15 protein-coding genes are annotated in these 17,865 nt (G+C 73.9%); 8 read left to right on the top strand and 7 right to left on the bottom strand.

Features of this window, described 5'->3' with window-relative positions:
* The first annotated feature begins 4 nt into the window (after positions 1–4).
* From sbnB to CS0771_RS16080, 4 genes are all read left to right on the top strand, one after another.
* Positions 5–1,015, top strand: a complete 1,011-nt coding sequence (sbnB, locus tag CS0771_RS16095; RefSeq protein WP_212841741.1) for a 2,3-diaminopropionate biosynthesis protein SbnB — start codon at positions 5–7, stop codon at positions 1,013–1,015.
* A complete protein-coding gene (locus CS0771_RS16090) occupies positions 1,012–2,214 on the top strand; it encodes a cytochrome P450 (protein WP_212841740.1) in 1,203 nt (400 codons plus the stop codon). Before sbnB ends, CS0771_RS16090 begins: the two co-directional genes overlap by 4 nt.
* Positions 2,215–2,304: 90 nt before the next feature.
* Positions 2,305–3,135, top strand: coding sequence for a helix-turn-helix domain-containing protein (locus CS0771_RS16085; RefSeq protein WP_244870823.1), 831 nt, complete (start codon positions 2,305–2,307; stop codon positions 3,133–3,135).
* Positions 3,136–3,201: 66 nt separating this feature from the next.
* A complete protein-coding gene (locus CS0771_RS16080; RefSeq protein ID WP_212841739.1) occupies positions 3,202–3,783 on the top strand; it encodes a dihydrofolate reductase family protein in 582 nt (193 codons plus the stop codon).
* Between the two features lie 55 nt (positions 3,784–3,838).
* Here the strand turns inward: CS0771_RS16080 and CS0771_RS16075 are convergent, their stop codons facing one another.
* Both CS0771_RS16075 and CS0771_RS38760 read right to left on the bottom strand, forming a co-directional pair.
* Positions 3,839–4,570 carry a thioesterase II family protein gene (locus tag CS0771_RS16075; protein WP_212841738.1) on the bottom strand — a complete coding sequence of 244 codons (732 nt, stop codon included), beginning with the start codon at positions 4,568–4,570 and terminating at the stop codon, positions 3,839–3,841.
* Positions 4,567–5,388: a CPBP family intramembrane glutamic endopeptidase gene (locus tag CS0771_RS38760; protein WP_244870822.1), complete on the bottom strand. Its 822-nt coding sequence runs from the start codon at positions 5,386–5,388 to the stop codon at positions 4,567–4,569. Before CS0771_RS38760 ends, CS0771_RS16075 begins: the two co-directional genes overlap by 4 nt.
* Positions 5,389–5,545: 157 nt before the next feature.
* Between CS0771_RS38760 and CS0771_RS16065 the strand changes: the two genes are divergently transcribed.
* Together CS0771_RS16065 and CS0771_RS16060 are read left to right on the top strand one after the other, a co-directional pair.
* Positions 5,546–8,326 (top strand): BTAD domain-containing putative transcriptional regulator, encoded by a 2,781-nt coding sequence (locus tag CS0771_RS16065; protein ID WP_212841737.1) that lies wholly within the window; start codon positions 5,546–5,548, stop codon positions 8,324–8,326.
* Positions 8,327–9,052: 726 nt separating this feature from the next.
* The gene (locus CS0771_RS16060) at positions 9,053–9,286 is read left to right on the top strand and encodes a hypothetical protein (RefSeq protein ID WP_212841736.1); all 234 of its coding nucleotides are present in this window, start codon (positions 9,053–9,055) and stop codon (positions 9,284–9,286) included.
* Here the strand turns inward: CS0771_RS16060 and CS0771_RS16055 are convergent.
* The 4 genes from CS0771_RS16055 to CS0771_RS16040 form a co-directional block, all read right to left on the bottom strand.
* Positions 9,196–9,600: a histidine kinase gene (locus CS0771_RS16055; RefSeq protein WP_212841735.1), complete on the bottom strand. Its 405-nt coding sequence runs from the start codon at positions 9,598–9,600 to the stop codon at positions 9,196–9,198. The genes CS0771_RS16060 and CS0771_RS16055 overlap by 91 nt on opposite strands.
* Before the next feature lie 273 nt (positions 9,601–9,873).
* On the bottom strand, positions 9,874–10,998 hold the full coding sequence (locus CS0771_RS16050; RefSeq protein ID WP_212841734.1) for a peptidoglycan DD-metalloendopeptidase family protein: 1,125 nt from the start codon (positions 10,996–10,998) through the stop codon (positions 9,874–9,876).
* Between the two features lie 16 nt (positions 10,999–11,014).
* The gene (locus CS0771_RS16045) at positions 11,015–13,627 is read right to left on the bottom strand and encodes a GH25 family lysozyme (protein ID WP_212841733.1); all 2,613 of its coding nucleotides are present in this window, start codon (positions 13,625–13,627) and stop codon (positions 11,015–11,017) included.
* On the bottom strand, positions 13,624–14,157 hold the full coding sequence (locus CS0771_RS16040) for a hypothetical protein (protein WP_212841732.1): 534 nt from the start codon (positions 14,155–14,157) through the stop codon (positions 13,624–13,626). Before CS0771_RS16040 ends, CS0771_RS16045 begins: the two co-directional genes overlap by 4 nt.
* Before the next feature lie 212 nt (positions 14,158–14,369).
* On the opposite strand from CS0771_RS16040, the gene CS0771_RS16035 reads away from it, so the two are divergent.
* Both CS0771_RS16035 and CS0771_RS16030 read left to right on the top strand, forming a co-directional pair.
* On the top strand, positions 14,370–15,587 hold the full coding sequence (locus CS0771_RS16035) for a sensor histidine kinase (protein ID WP_244870821.1): 1,218 nt from the start codon (positions 14,370–14,372) through the stop codon (positions 15,585–15,587).
* Positions 15,584–16,294, top strand: coding sequence for a response regulator transcription factor (locus CS0771_RS16030; protein ID WP_212841731.1), 711 nt, complete (start codon positions 15,584–15,586; stop codon positions 16,292–16,294). Before CS0771_RS16035 ends, CS0771_RS16030 begins: the two co-directional genes overlap by 4 nt.
* Here the strand turns inward: CS0771_RS16030 and CS0771_RS16025 are convergent.
* Entirely contained in the window at positions 16,289–17,851 is a 1,563-nt protein-coding gene (locus CS0771_RS16025; RefSeq protein ID WP_212841730.1) for a hypothetical protein, read from the bottom strand. The two genes, CS0771_RS16030 and CS0771_RS16025, sit on opposite strands and share 6 nt — an antisense overlap.
* Positions 17,852–17,865 lie beyond the last annotated feature (14 nt).

Below are 17,865 nucleotides of genomic sequence, written 5' to 3'. Positions count from 1 at the left end.
ACGCATGTCGCCGACCGCACCCCCGTTCACCGTCCTGACCGGTCCGGAGGTGGCCCGGCAGATCGACGGCGCGCGGCCGGACTGCATGGAGGCGGTCCGGGCCGCGTACCTGATCCACGACGCGGGTCAGGACTCGCTGCCGCACAGCGCGTTCCTGCGCTTCCCGCACCGTCCCGCCGACCGGGTCATCGCGCTGCCCGCCTACCTCGGCGCGGATGCCGACCTGGCCGGCCTCAAATGGATCTCCAGCTTCCCGGCGAACACGGGCCACGGGCTGAACCGGGCGTCGGCCGTGCTGCTGCTCAACGACGCGACGAACGGCTACGCCTTCGCCTGCCTGGAATCCTCGCTGATCTCCGCGGCCCGCACGGCCGCCTCGGCGGTGCTGGCCGCGCAGGAGCTGGTCGGCTCGCGCACGGCCCGCCGCATCGGCTTCGTCGGCGCCGGGCTGATCGCCTCCCACGTGCGCGCGTTCTTCCACGAGCTGCACTGGTCGGTCGGCGGCTACCGGGTGTTCGACCTGGTCCCCGACAGCGCCGAGCGGTTCGCCGGGCAGCTGGCCGCGCGCGGCGCCGGCGACGTCGCGGTGTCGGACTCCGCGGAGAAGCTGTTCGCCGACTGCGACCTGATCGTCCTGGCCACCGTCGCCGGCGTGCCGCACCTGCACGACCCGGCGCTGCTCGCCCACCACCCGGTCGTGCTGCACCTGTCCCTGCGCGACCTCGCGCCGCAGGTGGTGCTCGCCGCCGACAACTTCACCGACGACGTCGAGCACGCCGTGCGGGAGCGGACCTCGCTGCACCTGACCGAGCAGCAGGAGGGCCACCGGGACTTCCTCACCGGGACGCTGGGCGACCTGCTCACCGGCCGGGTGCGGCGGGACCCCGGGCGTGCCGCGGTCTTCTCGCCGTTCGGGCTGGGCATCCTGGACCTCGCCGTGGGCAGGTGGGTCTACGACCGCGCGATCGCGGCCGGTGCCGGTCAGTCGTTCCCCGACTTCCATCCGGCGCGATGACGGTCGGCGCGGTCGACCTGGCCGATCCGCACACCTACAGCCGACACGACCCGCACGCCATCTGGCGCAGGCTGCGGGCCGACGACCCGGTGCACTGGCAGCCCGCCGAGGGCGACCGGCCCGGTTTCTGGGTGCTGACCCGCTACGCCGACGTGCAGGCGGTGTTCAAGGACAACCGCGCCTTCACCTCCGAGCGCGGCAACGTGCTGGCCACCCTGCTCGCGGGCGGCGACTCGGCGGCGGGCCGGATGCTGGCGGTCACCGACGGCGCCCGGCACCGCGACCTGCGCTACGTGATGCTCAAGGCGCTGTCGCCGCGGGCGCTGGACCAGGTGGGCGACAAGGTCCGGGCCAACACCGACCGGCTGGTCGCCGCCGCGGCCGAGCGCGGCCGCTGCGACTTCGCCGCCGACGTGGCCGAGCGCATCCCGATCACGACCATCTGCGACCTGCTGGGCGTGCCCGCCGCCGACCACGAGACGCTGCTGCGGCTGACCAAGTCGGCGCTGAGCTCGGAAAGGCCCGACGCGCAGGCGCTGGACGAGGTGGCCGCCCGCAACGAGATCCTGCTCTACTTCGCCGACCTCGTCGACGAGCGGCGGGCACGGCCGCAGGACGACGTGATCACCGCGCTCGCCCAGAGCCGCATCGACGGCCGGCTGCTGGACGAGGACGACATCGTGCTGAACTGCTACAGCCTCATCATCGGCGGCGACGAGACCAGCCGCCTGTCGATGATCGGCGCGCTGGCGGCGTTCATCGAGCATCCGGGGCAGTGGCGGCGGCTCAAGGACGGGGAGGTCACCGTGGCGGCCGCGGCCGAGGAGGTGCTGCGCTGGACGAGCCCCGCCATGCACTTCGGCCGGACCGTGCTGACCGAGCTGGACTGGGCCGGGCACCGTTTCCGGGCCGGGGACATCGTGACGGTCTGGATCTCGTCGGCCAACCGCGACGAGCGCCAGTTCGACGACCCGGACGTCTTCGATCTGGGGCGTACGCCGAACCGGCACCTGACCTTCGGATTCGGGCCGCACTTCTGCCTGGGCGCGCACCTCGGCCGGGTCGAGATCGCGGCGCTGCTCGACGCGCTGCGCCGGCACGTCGGCGGGATCGGGCCGGACGGCGAACCGCAGCGGCTGTACTCCAACGTGCTGGCCGGCTACAGCCGCCTGCCCGTGGTCCTGGCCGGCGGCGCCTGAACCACCCGGCTCGATGCCGGCGGCGGCGCGGCCGGACCGTCCCGGCGCGCGGTGCCGGCCGGCGTCGGGGATGCTGTGGGTGTGGAGTACGTGTCCAGAGTGCCGCGACCGCCGCTGGACGGGCTGATCGACGACCTCTACTACCTGGACGGTGCGCCGCCGTACGCCCGGCTGACGCTGCCGCCGATGCCGGGGGCGTTGCTCATCGTCAACCTCGGGGCACCGTTCCGCATCCGCGCGGGCACCGACGTCGAGACGGCCGAGTACGCCGACGGCTGCGTGATCACCACGCCCACCCGCGCCTTCGAGTTCGGCTACCCACTCCCCACCCGGTCCGTCGGCGTACACGTCAAGCCGTGGGGGCTGGCGCCGTTCCTGCCGATGCCCGCGGTCGAGCTGTGTGACCGGCCGGTGACGCTGGAGCAGGTCTGGGGCCGGCCCGCCGTTGCCGAGCTGCGGGACCGGCTGGCCACGGCGGACGGACCGCGGCAGATGCTGACGCTGTTCGAGGAGGAGCTGATGCGGCGGCTGTGCGAGACGGCCGGCCTGGGGCTGGTCCGCCACACGAGCAGCGCCATCGCGGCGGCCGGCGGGGCGGTGGCGATCGGCGACCTGACCGTGGCAGCCGGTGTCAGCAGCACTCATCTGGCGCAGCGGTTCAAGCAGCTCATCGGCGTCACGCCGAAGCGGCTGGCCCGTACCTACCGCTTCGCCGCGACCTTGCTCGCGATCGACTTCGCCGAACCGATCGACTGGGGTGGCGTCGCCGGTGGCGCGGGCTACTTCGACCAGGCCCACTTCGGCCACGAGTTGCGGGCGTTCACCGGGTTCACGCCGACCCGGTACGCCGAAGTCCGGCGGCGGTTCCTGCGCGAACATCCCGGCAGCGTGCTGGACGGCTGGCCGCTGCCGGCCGATTGATTTCTTACAAGAACGGCAGCTCACGGCACGCTAACTTGGGGAAACCCGGAAGCAGAGGAGAACGCCGTGGGCAAGGTGGTCATGTACGGCTCGGTGTCGGTCGACGGCTTCATCGCGGACGACAACGACCGGCCCGGACCGCTGTTCGACTGGCTGACCAGCGGCGACGTCCCGTTGGACGACAGCGGCGTGCTGAAGGTGTCGCAGACGTCCTTCGACTACACCCGGCCGTACTGGGACCAGATCGGGGCGACGGTCGCCGGCCGCCACGTCTTCGACATGACGGACGGCTGGGACGGGAAGCCTCCGGGCGGGGTCGACCACGTGGTCGTCGTGACGCACCGGCCGGCGCCCGAGGACTGGGACCCGCAGGCGCCGTTCCACTTCGTCGACGGCGTCAAGGCAGCCGTGGCCAAGGCGCAGGAGCTGGCGGGCGACCGCCTGGTCGAGGTCGCCGCCGGTGACGTCGGTGGCCAGGCGCTGGCCGCGGGCCTGATCGACGAGGTGCGCATGGACGTCGTACCCGTCGTGTTCGGTTCCGGCAAGCGCTACTTCGGGTCGGTCCACGCGCAGCACCTGCTGGAGGATCCCGACGTGGTGATCCAGGGAAACCGGGTGCTCCACCTGCGCTGTCGCGTGCGCCGTTGACCGAGCCGGCCGACCCCGGCGGGAGCGCGACCGCGCCCTCGACGGTGCAGAGCCGCTATGCCGCGGCCGGTGGCCAGGCGGTGAGCTCCTTGAGCAGCTCGTTCTGGTGAGGCACGAGGTAGAAGTGCCCACCGGTGAAGATCTTGAGGGTGAACCGCCCGGCCGTCCGCGTGTCCCAGCGCCGCATCTGCGACGGCCCGGCCAGCGCATCGTCCTGCCCGCAGAACGCCATGATCGGGCTGCGCAGCCGGGGCTGCGGGTCGTCGCGGTGGCGGTGCAGCATCGCGTAGTCGTGGCGGACCACGGGCAGCACCAGCTCCCGCAGCTCGGGGTCGGCCAGCACCTCGGGAGGCACGCCGCCCAGCTCGCGCAGGTGCGCCACCAGCGCGTCGTCGCCGTCGTCGGCCGGGCCCTGCCGGGGCGCGTCCGGGGCGGCCGACGCGGACACGGCCAGCGCGATCCGGGCGCGGGGCACGAGTGCCTCGATGCGCCGGGCGGCCTCGTAGGCCACGGTCGCGCCCATGCTGTGCCCGAACAGCAGCGTCGGCACGTCCAGCAGCGGGATGAGGGCATCGGCCAGCTCGGCGGCGAGCCCGCTCAGGTCGTCGGCGAACGGCTCGGCGATGCGATCCTCGTGCCCCGGATACTGCGCGGCCAGCACGTCGACGTCGCCGGGCAGTCCGGCCGGCCACGTACGGAAGAAGCTCGCCGCGCCGCCCACGTGCGGGAAGCACACGATCCGCAGGCGGGGCCGGGCGGTGGTCCGGTGACGGCGGAGACTGTTCATCGCAGCAGATACATTCCGAGCAGGCCGATCGTCGTGTCGGCGAGGATGTGGACGGCGAAGACGGCGAGGATGCCGCCGGTGCGGTGCCGGATGACGCCGAGCAGCAGCCCGTAGGCCGCGGACATGCCCACGCCCATCCAGCCGGACGGGAAGCCGCCCCAGTGCGCGACGCCGAACGCCACCGCCTGCACGATGATCGCCGTGGCGGCCCCGGCGAGCGTGGTCAGCTCGGTCTGCAGCACGCCGCGGTAGAGGAACTCCTCGGCGACGGCGTTGACGACGGAGAAGCCGATGACGCCCGCGGCGATGACGGCGACCGGCCGGTCGCCCAGGTTGGCCACGAACGGCGGCACGGGCGGATCGGCCAGCCACGCCCAGGCGGTCAGGGCCGCGGCGCTGAGGACCACGACCGCCAGCACGAGCCAGGGCAGTTCCGGGGTCCATCGGCCGCGGCGCAGCCACGGGGCCACCGGCCGCAGCTCAGGGCGCAGCCGGGCGATGCCGACGCCCGCGGCCATCGCGACCAGCACGGTCGTCGGCCAGGTGAGCAGGCCGGCGGGCAGCAGCCAGGTGCCGGCGGCGGCGCACGCCACGACGAGGTCGACGAGCAGGACGGCGCGCAGCACGGCCGGATCGCGCAGGGCGAGCGCGGCGGCGCTGATGAGCGCGAGCACGCCGGCCAGGGCCGCCCACAGCAGCGGCGCATCGCGGGAGACGGGCAGGCCGACCAGCAACGCCGCGACGGCGACCAGTGCGGCACCACCCCATCGACGGGTGTTGACGCGCGCGGCGGCGGGCGCATCGGTGGTGGTAAGCATCCCCGTCATTGTGTCAAAGGCGAGGCGGTTGCGGGCGCACCGGCACTGTGGCACTCGGCACGCCGCGGACCGCCCTATCGCGACGGAGCTTCGGATCCGGCCCGTGCGGCGCATCGGTAAGCTGTCGCGAGTGCCGCCCGCAGTAGAAGAATCCTCAGTGGACATCGAGTTCCAGCTGCTCGGCCCGCTGCGGGTGTCGCAGCTCGGCGCCGAGATCCCGCTGCCGTCCGTCAAGCACCGGTTGTTGCTGGCCAGCCTGCTGCTGCGGCCGAACGAGGCGGTGGGCGCCGGCGAGCTGCTGACCGTCCTGTGGCCGGACCGGCCGCCCGCCTCCGCGGCGGTGAACCTGCGCACGTACGTGAGCGGGCTGCGTCAGGCGCTGCAGCCGACGGCGCGCGGCCGGGACCGGCTGACCGCCGCGTCCGGCGGCTACCTGCTGCGGGTCGAGCCGGGCGAGCGGGACCTGGACCGGTTCGAGGCGGTGGTGGCGCGGGGCCGGACGGCCCTTTCCGCCGGGCAGCCGCAGCAGGCCGCGGCGGAGCTGGCCGTCGCGGTCGGCATGTGGCGTGGTGCGCCGCTGTCCGACCTGCCGCTGAACTCGCCGCTGGAGAGCCGCGTCCGGGCGCTGGAGGAGCGGCGGCTGCTCGCCGAGGAGGACCATGCCGCGGCGCGGCTGGCGGCGGGGACGACCGCCGCCGACGTGATCGAGCGGCTGCGTGCCGTCGTCGACCAGCATCCGCTGCGGCAGCGGGCGTGGGCCCAGCTGATGACCGCGCTGTATCGCATCGGCGACGTGTCCGGCGCGCTGGACGCCTTCCAGCAAGTCCGGCGGGCGCTGGCCGAGCACACGGGGCTGGATCCGGGGCCCGAGCTGCTCCGGCTGCACGACGACATCCTGCACCACCGTGCCGGCGCCGACGGTGAGCGGCCGCTCGGGCGCCGTCCCACGCAGCTGCCGCGCGCCGTGCCCGGCTTCGTCGGGCGCGAGAGCGAGCTGGCTCAGCTCGACGCTGCCCTGGCCGCCGGTGCGGGCGGGCCGGGCGCGGTGACGATATCGACGATCAGCGGCATGGCGGGCATCGGCAAGACGGCGCTGGCGCTGCGGTGGGCGCACCGGGTGGCCGATCGTTTCCCGGACGGCCAGCTCTACCTGAACCTGCGCGGCTACGACGACGCCGAGGCCGTGGATCCGGCCGAGGCCCTGCACAGCCTCCTGGAGGCGCTCGGCGTGCCGGCCGGGCGCATCCCGGCCACCGCCGACGCCCGCACCGGGCTCTACCGCAGCATGCTGGCGACCCGGCGGATGGTGATCGTGCTGGACAACGCCCGCGACGCCCAGCAGGTGCGCCCGCTGCTGCCCGGCACGGGGCACTGCCTGGTGGTGATCACCAGCCGGGACCAGCTCCACGGCCTGATCGCGGCCGAGCAGGCCCGGCCGCTCACGCTGAACGTGCTGACCGGCGAGGAGTCGCGGCGCATGCTCGGCGCCTGGCTGGGCGCCGAGCGGATCGAGCGGGAGCCGGCGGCGGTCGCGGCCGTCGTCGAGGCGGCCGGGCACCTGCCGCTCGCCCTGTCCATCGTCGCTGCCCGCATCGCGGCCAAGCCCACGTTCCCGCTCGCCGTGTTCGCCGCGGAGCTGGCCGCGGGCGAGGCGCGGCTGGACGCGCTCGCCGACGGCGACGTGCGGCGGGTGTTCTCGTGGTCCTACCACGACCTGAGCGAGCCGGCGGCGTGCCTGTTCCGCCTGCTCGGCCTGCATCCGGGGCCTGACGTCACCGCCGCGGTCGCCGCCGCGCTGACCGGCTGGGACCAGTCCGCGACCAGATCGGCGCTGTACGAGCTGACCCGGCGGCACCTGGTGACCGAGCACCGGCCGGGGCGGTACACGCAGCACGACCTGCTCCGGACCTACGCCCGGGAGCTGGTCGGCTCCGCCGAGCCCGCGGACGTGCGGCGGGAGGCCCTGCATCGCCTGTACGACCACTACCTGCACACCGCTTTCCCGGCGGCGCGGCTGCTGCAGCCGCAGTGGGCGCCGGTCGAGCCGGTGCCGCCGCTGCCGGTCAGCTTCGCCGCACCGGTGGCCGATCATGACGAGGCGCTGGACTGGTACACCGCCGAGCGTGAGGTGCTGATCCGCGTCGTCCGCCAGGCGGCCGACACCGGCTTCGAGCGGTACGCCTGGCAGATCGCCTGGGCGGTGACGGCGTTCCTGGCGCCCCGCGGGCTGTGGCAGGACCAGGCGGCCGCCCAGCGGATCGCGGTGGCCGCCGCGGAGCGGGCCGGTGACCTCAGCGGCCAGGCCATGGCCAACCGGATGCTGGCCCGCGCCGAGATCCGGCTCGGCGGGCACGACGACGCCATGGACCGGCTCGCCGCCGCGCTGCGGCTGTACGAGCAGCTCGGCGACCTCACCGGCCAGGCCCAGACGCTGCACAGCCGCACCGAGCTGGCCTACGAGCGGGGCCGCCCGCAGGAGGCGCTCGCCTACGGGGAGCGGGCGCTGCGGCTGCACCGGCGGGCGGGCACGCCCGCCGGTGAGGGCCGGACCTTGAACGCGATCGGCTACATCCACGCCACCCTCGGCGAGCACCGCCGCGCCATCGAGATCTGCCACGAGGCCCTGGCCATCCAGCAGGAGATCGACGACCGCAACGGCATGGCGGCCACCCTGGACAGCCTGGGCCTGGCCCATGCGGGGCTGGGCGACCACGGCCGGGCCGCGGGCCTCTACGAGCAGTCCATCCGGCTGTTCCGGGAGTCCGCCGACCGCTACCACGAGGCGGAGACGCTGACCCGGCTCGGCGACGTGCGCGCCGCGCTGGGTGAGCACGCCGCCGCCGCCGAGGCCTGGCGGCGCGCGGCGCAGATCTACGACGCTCTCGGCGACAGCGCGGCCGACCGGGCCCGGCAGCGGCTGGACCGCCTCGCCGGTTAGGCGGGCTCGCGCAGGTGCGACACGGTGCCGCGCGACATGAGGCCGAGACCTGTGGCGAACTCGCGCTCGGGCCTCAGCCCCGCCCACTGCGGCGCCGCGTCACAGCAGGTCGCGGCGGCTCAGCTCGGCCGGATAGGCGCTGCCGCAGTCGAAGCCGTCGGCACGGCAGCAGGCGTGCAGTTCGTCCTTGGTCAAGGTTGCTCCTCAGGTCTCACACGAGGTCGGCCATCGCCCGGGTCGGTTGCGCCAGTCGGTCCGATGTGCCCACTGCCGGCGCACGGGCCGCCCAGGCGGTCGGCGCCGGTGCCGGGTAGGCGATCTGCCCTCCTGAGATGCGCAGGACTGCCAGCTCAGCACAGCCGATGGCCTTTCGGCGGACAACCCAACGGATGCGCGGAACTTCTGCGGCGCGCCGTCGGCACTGTCGGCCTGCTCGCCCACTGCCATCCATTGATCGGCACGATCGCCGGACCGGTGCCCGCCGGGAGCGATGTCACGCCATGGTTCCTCGATCCCGCCGGGAGGACCGACGAGCAGCCGTCGCAGACGCTGGCCGGCCGAGCTGCCCACGACCCAGGCCGGGCTGGAGCGGGCGTTCTCCTACTTCGTGGCCGGTGTGCGGCTGGGAACGCTGGCCCAGATGGCGCCTGCGGCCGGCATCGACGTGCAGACCTCGCGCGGCCGACGGCGTATCTGGAGTGCTGACTCGCGGCGGCCGGCGCCTCGGTGGCCGGCAGCGTCGTCGCGCTGGTGCGCCGCCGCCCGCTGAGTTCGGCGGCGTCGGTGGCGGACCTTGCCCTGGCCGGGCTGCTGCTGATCCTGGCGCCGCTGGTGCTGGCGCCGGAGGTGCTCCTCGGCACCTGGATGGCCTACCAGCCCGCGTACACCCTGTCGATCATCATCACGGCCAGCGGCGTGCGCAGCCCGGTGCTGGGGGCCGGCGGGCTGGTGGAGTCGTAGGCGGCGGGTTCCTCCCGCAGCACGCGGACCATGGCGCGCATCTCGGCCAGCACGCGCGAGGCCTCGGCCTCGATCAGCCGCAGCGCGTCGGTGGCGGCCTCGGGTCTGGCCGGTGCGGCGGCCAGGCCCGCCTGGGCGCGGATGGCGATCGCGGACACGTGGTGGGCGACGGTGTCGTGCAGGTCCCGGGCCAGCTGCGCCCGTTCGACCAGGCGCACCTGATCGTGTTCGCGGGTGCGGGCGTGGATCCGGTAGCGGCGGGCCAGCCCGAGTGTCCGTTCCCGGCGTGCCTGGCGCGGGTAGTGACAGACCACCGGGCGACGACGTCACCGGGCAGCCCGGCCGGCCATGTGCGGAAGAAGCTCGCCGCCCCGCCCACGTGCGGGAAGCACACGATCCGCAGGCGGGGCCGGGCGGTGATCCGGTGACGGCGGAAACTGTTCATCGCAGCCGATCGTGTCAAAGGCACGGCGGTCACGGGTGCTCCGGCACCGTGGCGGCCGATATACGGGCAGCGCCCTCGCGCCGGATGTCGCCCCGGTCCCCGCAGCGGTGTGGTGGCCGCGTCCGGAGACCGGGGCGCTCGCTCAGATGAGGCGGCTCAGCGCCGTCCAGGTGTTAGGGCCGGGGATCCCGTCGATCGGGCCGGTGTAGCCGCCCAGCCGGGCCATCCGCTGCAGGGCGGCGTACGTGTTGACGCCCGCGACGCCGTCGACCGGGCCGGTGTAGCCGAAACCGGTCAGCAGCCGCTGCAGTCCCTTCCACGAGTTGACGCCGAGCGCACCGTCGGCGGGGCCGGTGTAGCCGCCGAGCTTGGCCATGCGCTGCATGGCGGCGTAGGTGTTGGTGCCGGGCACGCCGTCGATCGGGCCGGTGTAGCCGAACCCGCGCAGCACGGTCTGGATGCCCTTCCACGAGTTCGGGCCGAGGGCGCCGTCGATCGGGCCGGTGTAGCCGCCCTTCTGCGCCAGCCGCTGCAGGGCCGCGTAGGTGTTGGTGCCGGGCAGGCCGTCGACAGGGCCGGTGTAGCCGTAGCCGCGCATCACGGTCTGCACGCCCTTCCAGGTGTTGACGCCGGGCACCCCGTCGACCGGGCCGAAGTAGCCGCCCGCCTGGCCGATCTCCTGCAGGATGCGCCCCTCCGACGACGTGCTGGGGCCGGGCGCGTAGGTGAGCGGGTTGATGCGCACCCCGTTGGGGTCGATCATGTGCCAGTGCAGGTGCGGGCCGGTGGAGCTGCCCGAGCCGTCGGCGCCGGCGGCGCCGCCGGACCAGCCGACGATGGTGCCGGAGCCGACGGCCGTGCCGTTGGCGAGCCGGAACTGCGACAGGTGCATGTACTGGCTGCGGTATCCCTCGGCGTGGTAGATCGTGACGGTGTGCCCGCCGGTGCCGTTGTAGGGGATGTTCTGGATGGTCCCCGCGCCGCAGGCGGGCAGCGCGGTGCCGACGGCCATGCCGAAATCGATGCCGCCGAGCGAGCCGCGGTTGAGGTGGTCCTGCCAGGTGCCGGTGATCGGGTAGGCGCTGAACGGGTTGTAGATGGACGGGGCGGCGTGCGCGGCGGCGGGCAGCAGCAGGCCGCCGGCCAGCACTCCCCCGCCCACCGCGGCGCCGCGCCACAGCAGGTCGCGGCGGCTCAGCTCGGCCGCGTGGGCGCTGCCGTCGTCGAAGCCGTCGCCGCAGCAGGGCTGGGGTACGTCGTTGCTCATGCGTGCTCCTCAGGGGTCAGACGAGGTTGGCCAGGGCCCGGTAGGTGTTCGGGCCGGGGATGCCGTCGATCGGCCCGGTGTACCCGCCGATCTGGGCGAGCCGCTGCAGGGCGGTATAGGTCCCGGCGCCGGGTGCGCCGTCGATGAGGCCGGCGTAGCCTGAGCCGCGCAGGCACGCCTGCAGGCCTCGCCAGCTGTAGGGGCCGAGGACCCCGTCGGCGGGCCCGGTGTAGCCGCCGAGCTTGGCCATGCGCTGCATGGCGGCATAGGTGGCGGTGCCGGGGATGCCGTCGATGGGTCCGGTGTAGTCGAAGCGGCGCATCACGGTCTGCACGCCCTTCCAGCTGTTGACGCCCATCACGCCGTCGATGGGGCCGGTGTAGCCGCCAGCGGCGGCCAGCGTCTGCAGGGCTTTGTAGGTGTTGGCTGCCGGTGCGCCGTCCAGGGGGCCGGTGTAGCCGTAGCCGCGCAGGACCGTCTGCACGCCCTTCCACGTGTTGACGCCGGGCACGCCGTCGAGGGCGCCGGTGTAGCCGCCGGCCTTGCCGATCCTCTGCAGCACGATGCCGTCGGCGGTCGAGATGGGCCCGGGGCCGCCCGCGGTGACGCTGAGGTAGGTGCGGACGCCGGCGAAGGTGTTCGGCCCGGGTACGCCGTCGATCGGCCCGGTGTAGCCGTAGTCGGCGGCCAGCCGCTGCAGGCCGCTGTAGGTGTTCGGTCCGGGCACGCCGTCGATTGGGCCGTTGTAGTAGCCCTGCGACAGCACGGTCTGGACGCCGCGCCAGCTGGCGGTGCCGAGGATCCCGTCGACGGGGCCGGTGTAGCCGCCGCGCTGGGCCAGCTGCTGCAGCGTCTTGGCATCGGTGGTGGAGATGGTGACCGCGCCGCCGACCTGGGCGAGGTAGTTGCGCAGCCCGGTGTAGGAGTTGGGGCCGAGCACGCCGTCGACAGGGCCGGTGTAGCCGCCACGCTGGGCGAGCAGTTGCAGGCCCTTGTAGGTGTTGAGGCCGGGCACGCCGTCGATGGGGCCGGTGTAGAGGGACAGCTGGGTGAGGTAGGTCTGGATGCCGCGCCAGCTGTTGGGGCCGAGCACCCCGTCCAGGGGGCCGACGTACCCGCCGAGCTGGGCGACGCGCTGCAGGGTGACGCCGTCGGTGAGCGGGATGTCGGGTGTCGGGTCGGGCACCGGGTTGGGCCCGGCGGGCGGCAGGGTGGCGCTGCCGAAGGCGTCGGGCTTGGCGACGTTCATGTCGACGGCGATGCCCTTGACGGACCCGGTGCTGCTGAACTGGTGGATGGCCCAGGTGGGGTAGGCGCTGCCGATCCGGGGGCTGCCGGCGGGCATGCCGTAGTCGGCGATCCACAGTTTGGCGCCGGTGGCCTGGGTCTGCGTCCAGGTGCGTGAGGTGAGCAGCGCGGAGTAGGTGTACAGGAACGGGGTGGCGCCGAGGCCGGACTTGACGGCGTTGATGAACGCGGCGGTCTGTGCGTCGGTCCAGACGGGACTGCCGTCGACGCCCTCGACGTCGATCATCAGCGGGTCGCCGGGCCGGTAGTCGTGCAGGTGGGACAGGAAGTAGGCCGCGTCGCCGGAGGCGGTGCCCCAGCCGGTCATCCAGTAGTGCCCGACCAGGAAGCCGGCGGCGCGGGCGGCGTCGACCTGGCGGGTGTAGTAGGGCGACGTGTAGGGCAGGTGGGTGCCGTCGTTGGAGCCGCCGGACTTGACGACGCAGAACCGGAATCCGGCGCTGCGGGCGGCGAGGAAGTCGAGGTTGGCCTGGCTGGTGCCGACGTCGATGCCGTAGATATAGCTTCCGGCGGGCGGGGCCGGCGCGGGGCCGGGTGCCGGTGTGGTGGTCGGCGGGTGCGACTGGAGCCAGGCGGCCACGCCGCGGATGGTGTTGGGGCCGAGGATCCCGTCGACGGGGCCGGTGTAGCCGCCGTCCTGGGCCAGCGACTGGATCGCCTTATAGGTGTTGGTGCCGGGGATGCCGTCGATCGGTCCGGTGTAGCCGTAGCCGCGGACCGCGGTCTGCACTCCCTTCCAGCTGTTGACGCCCATGACGCCGTCGACGGGCCCGGTGTAGCCGCCGCGCTGGGCGAGGGTCTGCAGCACGCGCTGGTCGTCGGCGGTGAGCACGTAGTCCGACGGGGACGGGTTGTTGCCCGGCCCGGGAGTGCCCACGTCGGCCATGCGGGAGCCGACGTTGTCCAGCGTCCAGCCGAGGTAGCGCAGCCCGGACAGGGAGGTGTACCTGGGCACCGACTGGGTGCCGATGCAGTAGCCGCCGGGGGCGAAGTCCTCGCCGCCGGACAGCTTCGACGACGCCATCAGGCAGCGGGTGCCGCCGCCGTCGAGGTCGAGGGCGACGTGGCCGGGGTCGGGCGCGCCGTAGTTCGCCCACCAGTGGAACGCGCCGCGCGGTGCCGCCGACCAGTCCGGGTGGTCGGCGCCGGAGGCCAGATACGCCTGGTAGGCGGTGCTGGCCGAGCTGCTCAGGGCGCAGGCGCGGAACATCAGCGCCTGGCACATGCCGTTCCAGTTGTAGCCGTTGTAGAAGCCGCCGCCCCCGGCGGTGGTGACGTTCTGCCGGGCCCACTGCTCGGCACCGGCGACGGTCCTGGTCATCGGGCCTCCCCTCTGATCACGCTGACGCGCGCCGAGGCGAGGATCGTCTCGGCGCCGACCAGCTGCGCCCGCAGGACCGGCTGGGCCCCGGTAGCCGCGGTCGGCACCGCGCCCCGGCGCAGCCACGGATCCAGCGCCACGATGCCCGAGCCGTCGGTGTCCAGGTCGAGGTAGCCGAGGCGGCTGACCGCCTTGCGCTGCGCCCCGGCGGCGAACCACACGCTGCGGTCGACGGTGTGGAACGCGCTGATGCTGAAGCGCACACGCCGTCCGGCCAGCGGCTGCCCGCCCTCGGTCAGCAGGAACAGCACACCGGACACGCCCGCCCCGGCCGGGGCGTCCGGTGCGGCGATGGGCCACCGGTAGTGCCCGGAAAGGAACCTGCCGCCCACGGCCCGGCCGGCCGCGGACTCGCCGGCCTGCGCGCTGGTGCCGGTGGCGAGGATGAGCCCCGGCACCGCCGCGCATGCCCCGGCGAGCAGAGTGCGGCGGGAGACAATACGTGCACGGCCTTCGATCGGATAAACCATCTAACCTCCTTAGATTCGCATGGATCACTGCCGACTCAGCACAGCCGACGGCGCGTGCGCGGACAACCCAACGGATGCGCGGATCTTCGGCGCGCCGTGCCGGCACTGTCGGCTCCCCCGCCGCTGACGTACATTGATCGGCACGATCGCCGGACCGGTGCCCGCCGGGGGCGATGTCACGCCATGGTTCCTCGATCCCGCCGGGAGGACCGATGAGCAGTCGCCGCAGACGCTGGCCGGCCGAGCTGCCCACCACCCAGGCCGGGCTGGAGCGGGCGTTCTCCTACTTCGTGGCCGGGGTCCGGCTGGGCACGCTCGCGCAGATGGTGCCCGCGGTGGGCATCGGCGTGCAGACGTCGCCGCGGCCGGCCGCGTACCTGGTGTGCTGGCTCGCGGCGGCCGTCGCCTCGGTGGCGGGCAGCGTGGTCGCGCTGGTGCGCCGCCGCCCGCTGGGTACGGCGGCGTCCGTGGCCGACCTCGCCCTGGCCGGGCTGCTGCTGATCCTGGCCCCGCTGGTGCTGGCGCCGGAGGTGCTCTTCGGCACCTGGATGGCCTACCAGCCCGCGTACGCCCTGTCGATCATCATCACGGCCAGCGGCGTCCGCAGCCCGGTGCTGTGGGCCGGCGGGCTGGGCGGCCTGATCGCCTCCTATGTGGTCTACCTCGGCGGGGACCTCAGCGGGCCGGTGACACCGACCGCGATCGGCAACATCCTCACCTACGTGGTGTACGGGCTGGTCTGCCGGATGTTCTTCGGCTACACCCGCCGCATCGCCGCCGACGCCGACGCGTCCCGGGCCCACGCGGCGGAACTGGCCCGCCGCGAGGAGGAGCGGCGCGCGCAGGTCGTGATGCACAACGGCGTGGCCGTGATGCGGCTGCTCACCGAGTCCGGCACGGACACCTCGCGCTCGGCGCTGATCGACCTGGCCGAGGCCGAGCTGCAGCGGATGCGCTCCTACCTGCGCGGTCGCTCCCCGGACGGGCCGGAGCCGGGCGACGCCGCGACCGTCGCGCTGGCACCGGTCGTCGAGCGGGTCTGCGGCCGGTTCCCCGACCTGCCCCTGGACGCGCTGCTCGACCTGGGCGCCGAGGTGCGGGTGCCCGCCGGGCACGCCGACGCGCTCGAACGCGCGCTGGAGAGCCTGCTGATCAACGTACGTGTCCACGCCCGCGCGTACTCCGTCGTGGTCCACCTCGACCACGGCCCGGACGGCTGGACGCTGACCGTCCGCGACGACGGCGTGGGGTTCGATCCGGCCGCCACCGGCGTCGGGCTGCGCGAGGTCGTCATCGGCGAGCTGGCACGGCACGGCATGCGCGTCGAGGTCGAATCGGCCCTCGGCGACGGCACGACCGTGACGGTCACCGGCGGTCCCGCCGCGGCGCCGGGCCGCTCGCCGCGCGACGACCTGGTGGAGGCCGAGTGAGGCCCGCCGTCGCCGTGGTGGACGACGCGTCGCTCATCCGCGACTCGATCGGCCTGCTCATGCCCGGGCTCGACGTCGTCTTCGCCGCCGCGACGGTCGAGGAGGCGGTGCGCGCCCGGCCGCGGGCCGACCTCGTCGTGCTGGACCTGCATCTGACCAACGTGGACCAGCCGCCGGGCGTACGCCAGGGGATCGCGGCGATCCGCGCGCTGACCGCCTGCGGCTACCGGGTCTGCGTCTACACCCAGGAGGAGCGGCGTTTCGTGCTGGCCGCGTGCATCGCGGCCGGTGCGGCCGGGGTCGCCGCGAAGGCGCTGCCCACCGCCCGCGCCGAGCAGCTGTTCCTTGAGGTCGCCGGCGGCGGCACCGTCGTCCCGCAGCCGGTCGTGGGGATCCTGGAGGTGCTGGTCCGGCGTGACTGCATCACCCTGCTCAGCGAGCGTCAGCGCCAGCTGCTGCACGGCCGCGCCCGCGGGCTGAGCTACGCCCAGCTGGCCAAGCGGCTGTATGTCAGCGAGTCCACGCTGCGCGGCTACTGGCTGGATTTGACCCGGTCGCTGTCGGAGTCGCTGCGCAACCTGACACCCGGCGAGATAGAGCACACGCTGGGGCTGGCCCCGGGGGATCTGCTGGAGTTCTGGTCCAGCGAGACGACGGACACGGCGCACTGGTGGCGGACCGGAGCCGGCACCCAGCACCCCCTATGACGAGGGTATGCGGCGCAGCCAGGACGCGGCCGTGGCGCGCACCACGTGCGGCGTGCGCTGGTGCGCGCAGACGCCGGCGAGCAGGCGGCTGTGGCGTTCGGTGCCGATGCCGAAGGTGATCCCGTGCAGGATGGATCCGTTGGTGGTGTTGGGGTTCTGCTGCCAGGCCGCGAGCTGGACCGCGAGGATCTGCTCCCAGATCCGCTCGGGGAAGCGCCCGGCGCAGAACGGCGTGGCCCAGGCCGCGGCCTCCCGCGCGGTCTCGGTGGCGCCGCGTTTGGTGAGCAGGTCGTGGATCAGCGGCCGGTGGGTGTCGACGCCGAGCAGGGTGAGCGTACGCAGGGCGCTGGTGAGCGGATAGGTGCCGTGCCGCCGCGTGAGGTCGACCTTGACCTCCTCCAGGAGCGTCTGCGTGAACGGGATCCGGAACGGCGTCGCGCCGATGAGCATGGCCGCCGCGAAGTTGCGGTCCGGGTCGGTCAGGAACAGCGCCTCCTCGACCAGGGCCGCCAGCATCGCGTCGACGTCGCCGGGCTGCGGGGTGAGTCGGCCGTGCACTCCGGTGGCGATCCGGGCGCTGGTGGTCTGGGCCGTGGTCAGCTCGGTCAGGCGGCGGCTGATCCATACGTGGTGGGCGAGCGAGGCGGCGGGCAGCCGACGGGAGACGGCGCCGGCGTGGGCGGGCTGCCGGGCGAGGCGGCGGCCCGCCTCGACGGCGAGGGCGAGCACGGCGCCGCTGGTCGCGGGGTCGTTCATCAGCGCGGTGACGGACGTCAGCAGCCGCGCGGACTCCTCCCGGCGCGTGCTGAGGTGCCGGACCATCTGGATGGCCGCCTGCAGCGCCCCTTCCAGCGCGCGTTCGCCGTCGGGGTGGCGCAGCTGCTGCAGCACGTACCGGCCGGCGGCCGGGTCCTGGGTGTGGCCGAGCAGCGACAGCGGCTCGACGATCAGCAGTGACGTGGGGTCGCGCGCGTGCGCGATGCAGCGGGCCACGGCGTCGGGGCCTGCGGCGGGATGCCTGATGAGGCGGCTCATCGCCGTCTGGCGCTGCAGCCACTCGTGGCCGACCGCCTCGACCATCTCGTCGAGGAGCCGGTCGGCGAGGTCTCCCCACAGTTTCGGGGGGTAGAGCTCGAGTCCGGGGCGGGCGGCGACGATCTCGGTCAGCGCGCTCCAGTCCGCCCCGGTCAGCGTGTCCGCCATGGTGACGCGGTCGAGCAGCTCGAACAGCCGGGCGCGGTCGCGATCGGGGTCGCTGTCGTGGCTGGTACGCAACGACGCCCCGTCCGCCGCGGAGTGCATCATCGCGTCGGCGACCGCCACCAGTGAGCCGGGGGCGAGGCCGAGCAGCTGCTCGTACCGGCGGATCGCGTCGCGGGTGGGCAGCAGCTCGCCGGTCTCCCAGCGGGTGACCTGTGACGGCGCGAGCGGCTGGCCGGCCCGGGGCGTGAAGGCGCGTGCGAAGGTGCGGCCCGAGTGCAGTGCCTCGTCCGGGCCGTGTTTGCGGTTCACCCGCAGCAGCCAGCCGATGTGGCGGGTCGCGGTCGCCGTGCTCACGAGGCGAGGATGCG

The sequence above is a fragment of the Catellatospora sp. IY07-71 genome (assembly GCF_018326265.1).
In the GTDB taxonomy this organism is placed as follows: domain Bacteria; phylum Actinomycetota; class Actinomycetes; order Mycobacteriales; family Micromonosporaceae; genus Catellatospora.
Note: the sequence above shows the minus strand (reverse complement) of the source record. Positions and strands in the feature narration are given on the sequence as shown.

Coding starts and splice junctions, on each gene's coding strand:
- sbnB (WP_212841741.1), top strand. CDS start 5: ATGTCGCCGACCGCACCCCCGTTCACCGTCCTGACCGGTCCGGAGGTG.
- CS0771_RS16090 (WP_212841740.1), top strand. CDS start 1,012: ATGACGGTCGGCGCGGTCGACCTGGCCGATCCGCACACCTACAGCCGA.
- CS0771_RS16075 (WP_212841738.1), bottom strand. CDS start 4,570: ATGAACAGTCTCCGCCGTCACCGGACCACCGCCCGGCCCCGCCTGCGG.
- CS0771_RS38760 (WP_244870822.1), bottom strand. CDS start 5,388: ATGCTTACCACCACCGATGCGCCCGCCGCCGCGCGCGTCAACACCCGT.
- CS0771_RS16050 (WP_212841734.1), bottom strand. CDS start 10,998: ATGAGCAACGACGTACCCCAGCCCTGCTGCGGCGACGGCTTCGACGAC.
- CS0771_RS16045 (WP_212841733.1), bottom strand. CDS start 13,627: ATGACCAGGACCGTCGCCGGTGCCGAGCAGTGGGCCCGGCAGAACGTC.
- CS0771_RS16040 (WP_212841732.1), bottom strand. CDS start 14,157: ATGGTTTATCCGATCGAAGGCCGTGCACGTATTGTCTCCCGCCGCACT.
- CS0771_RS16035 (WP_244870821.1), top strand. CDS start 14,370: ATGAGCAGTCGCCGCAGACGCTGGCCGGCCGAGCTGCCCACCACCCAG.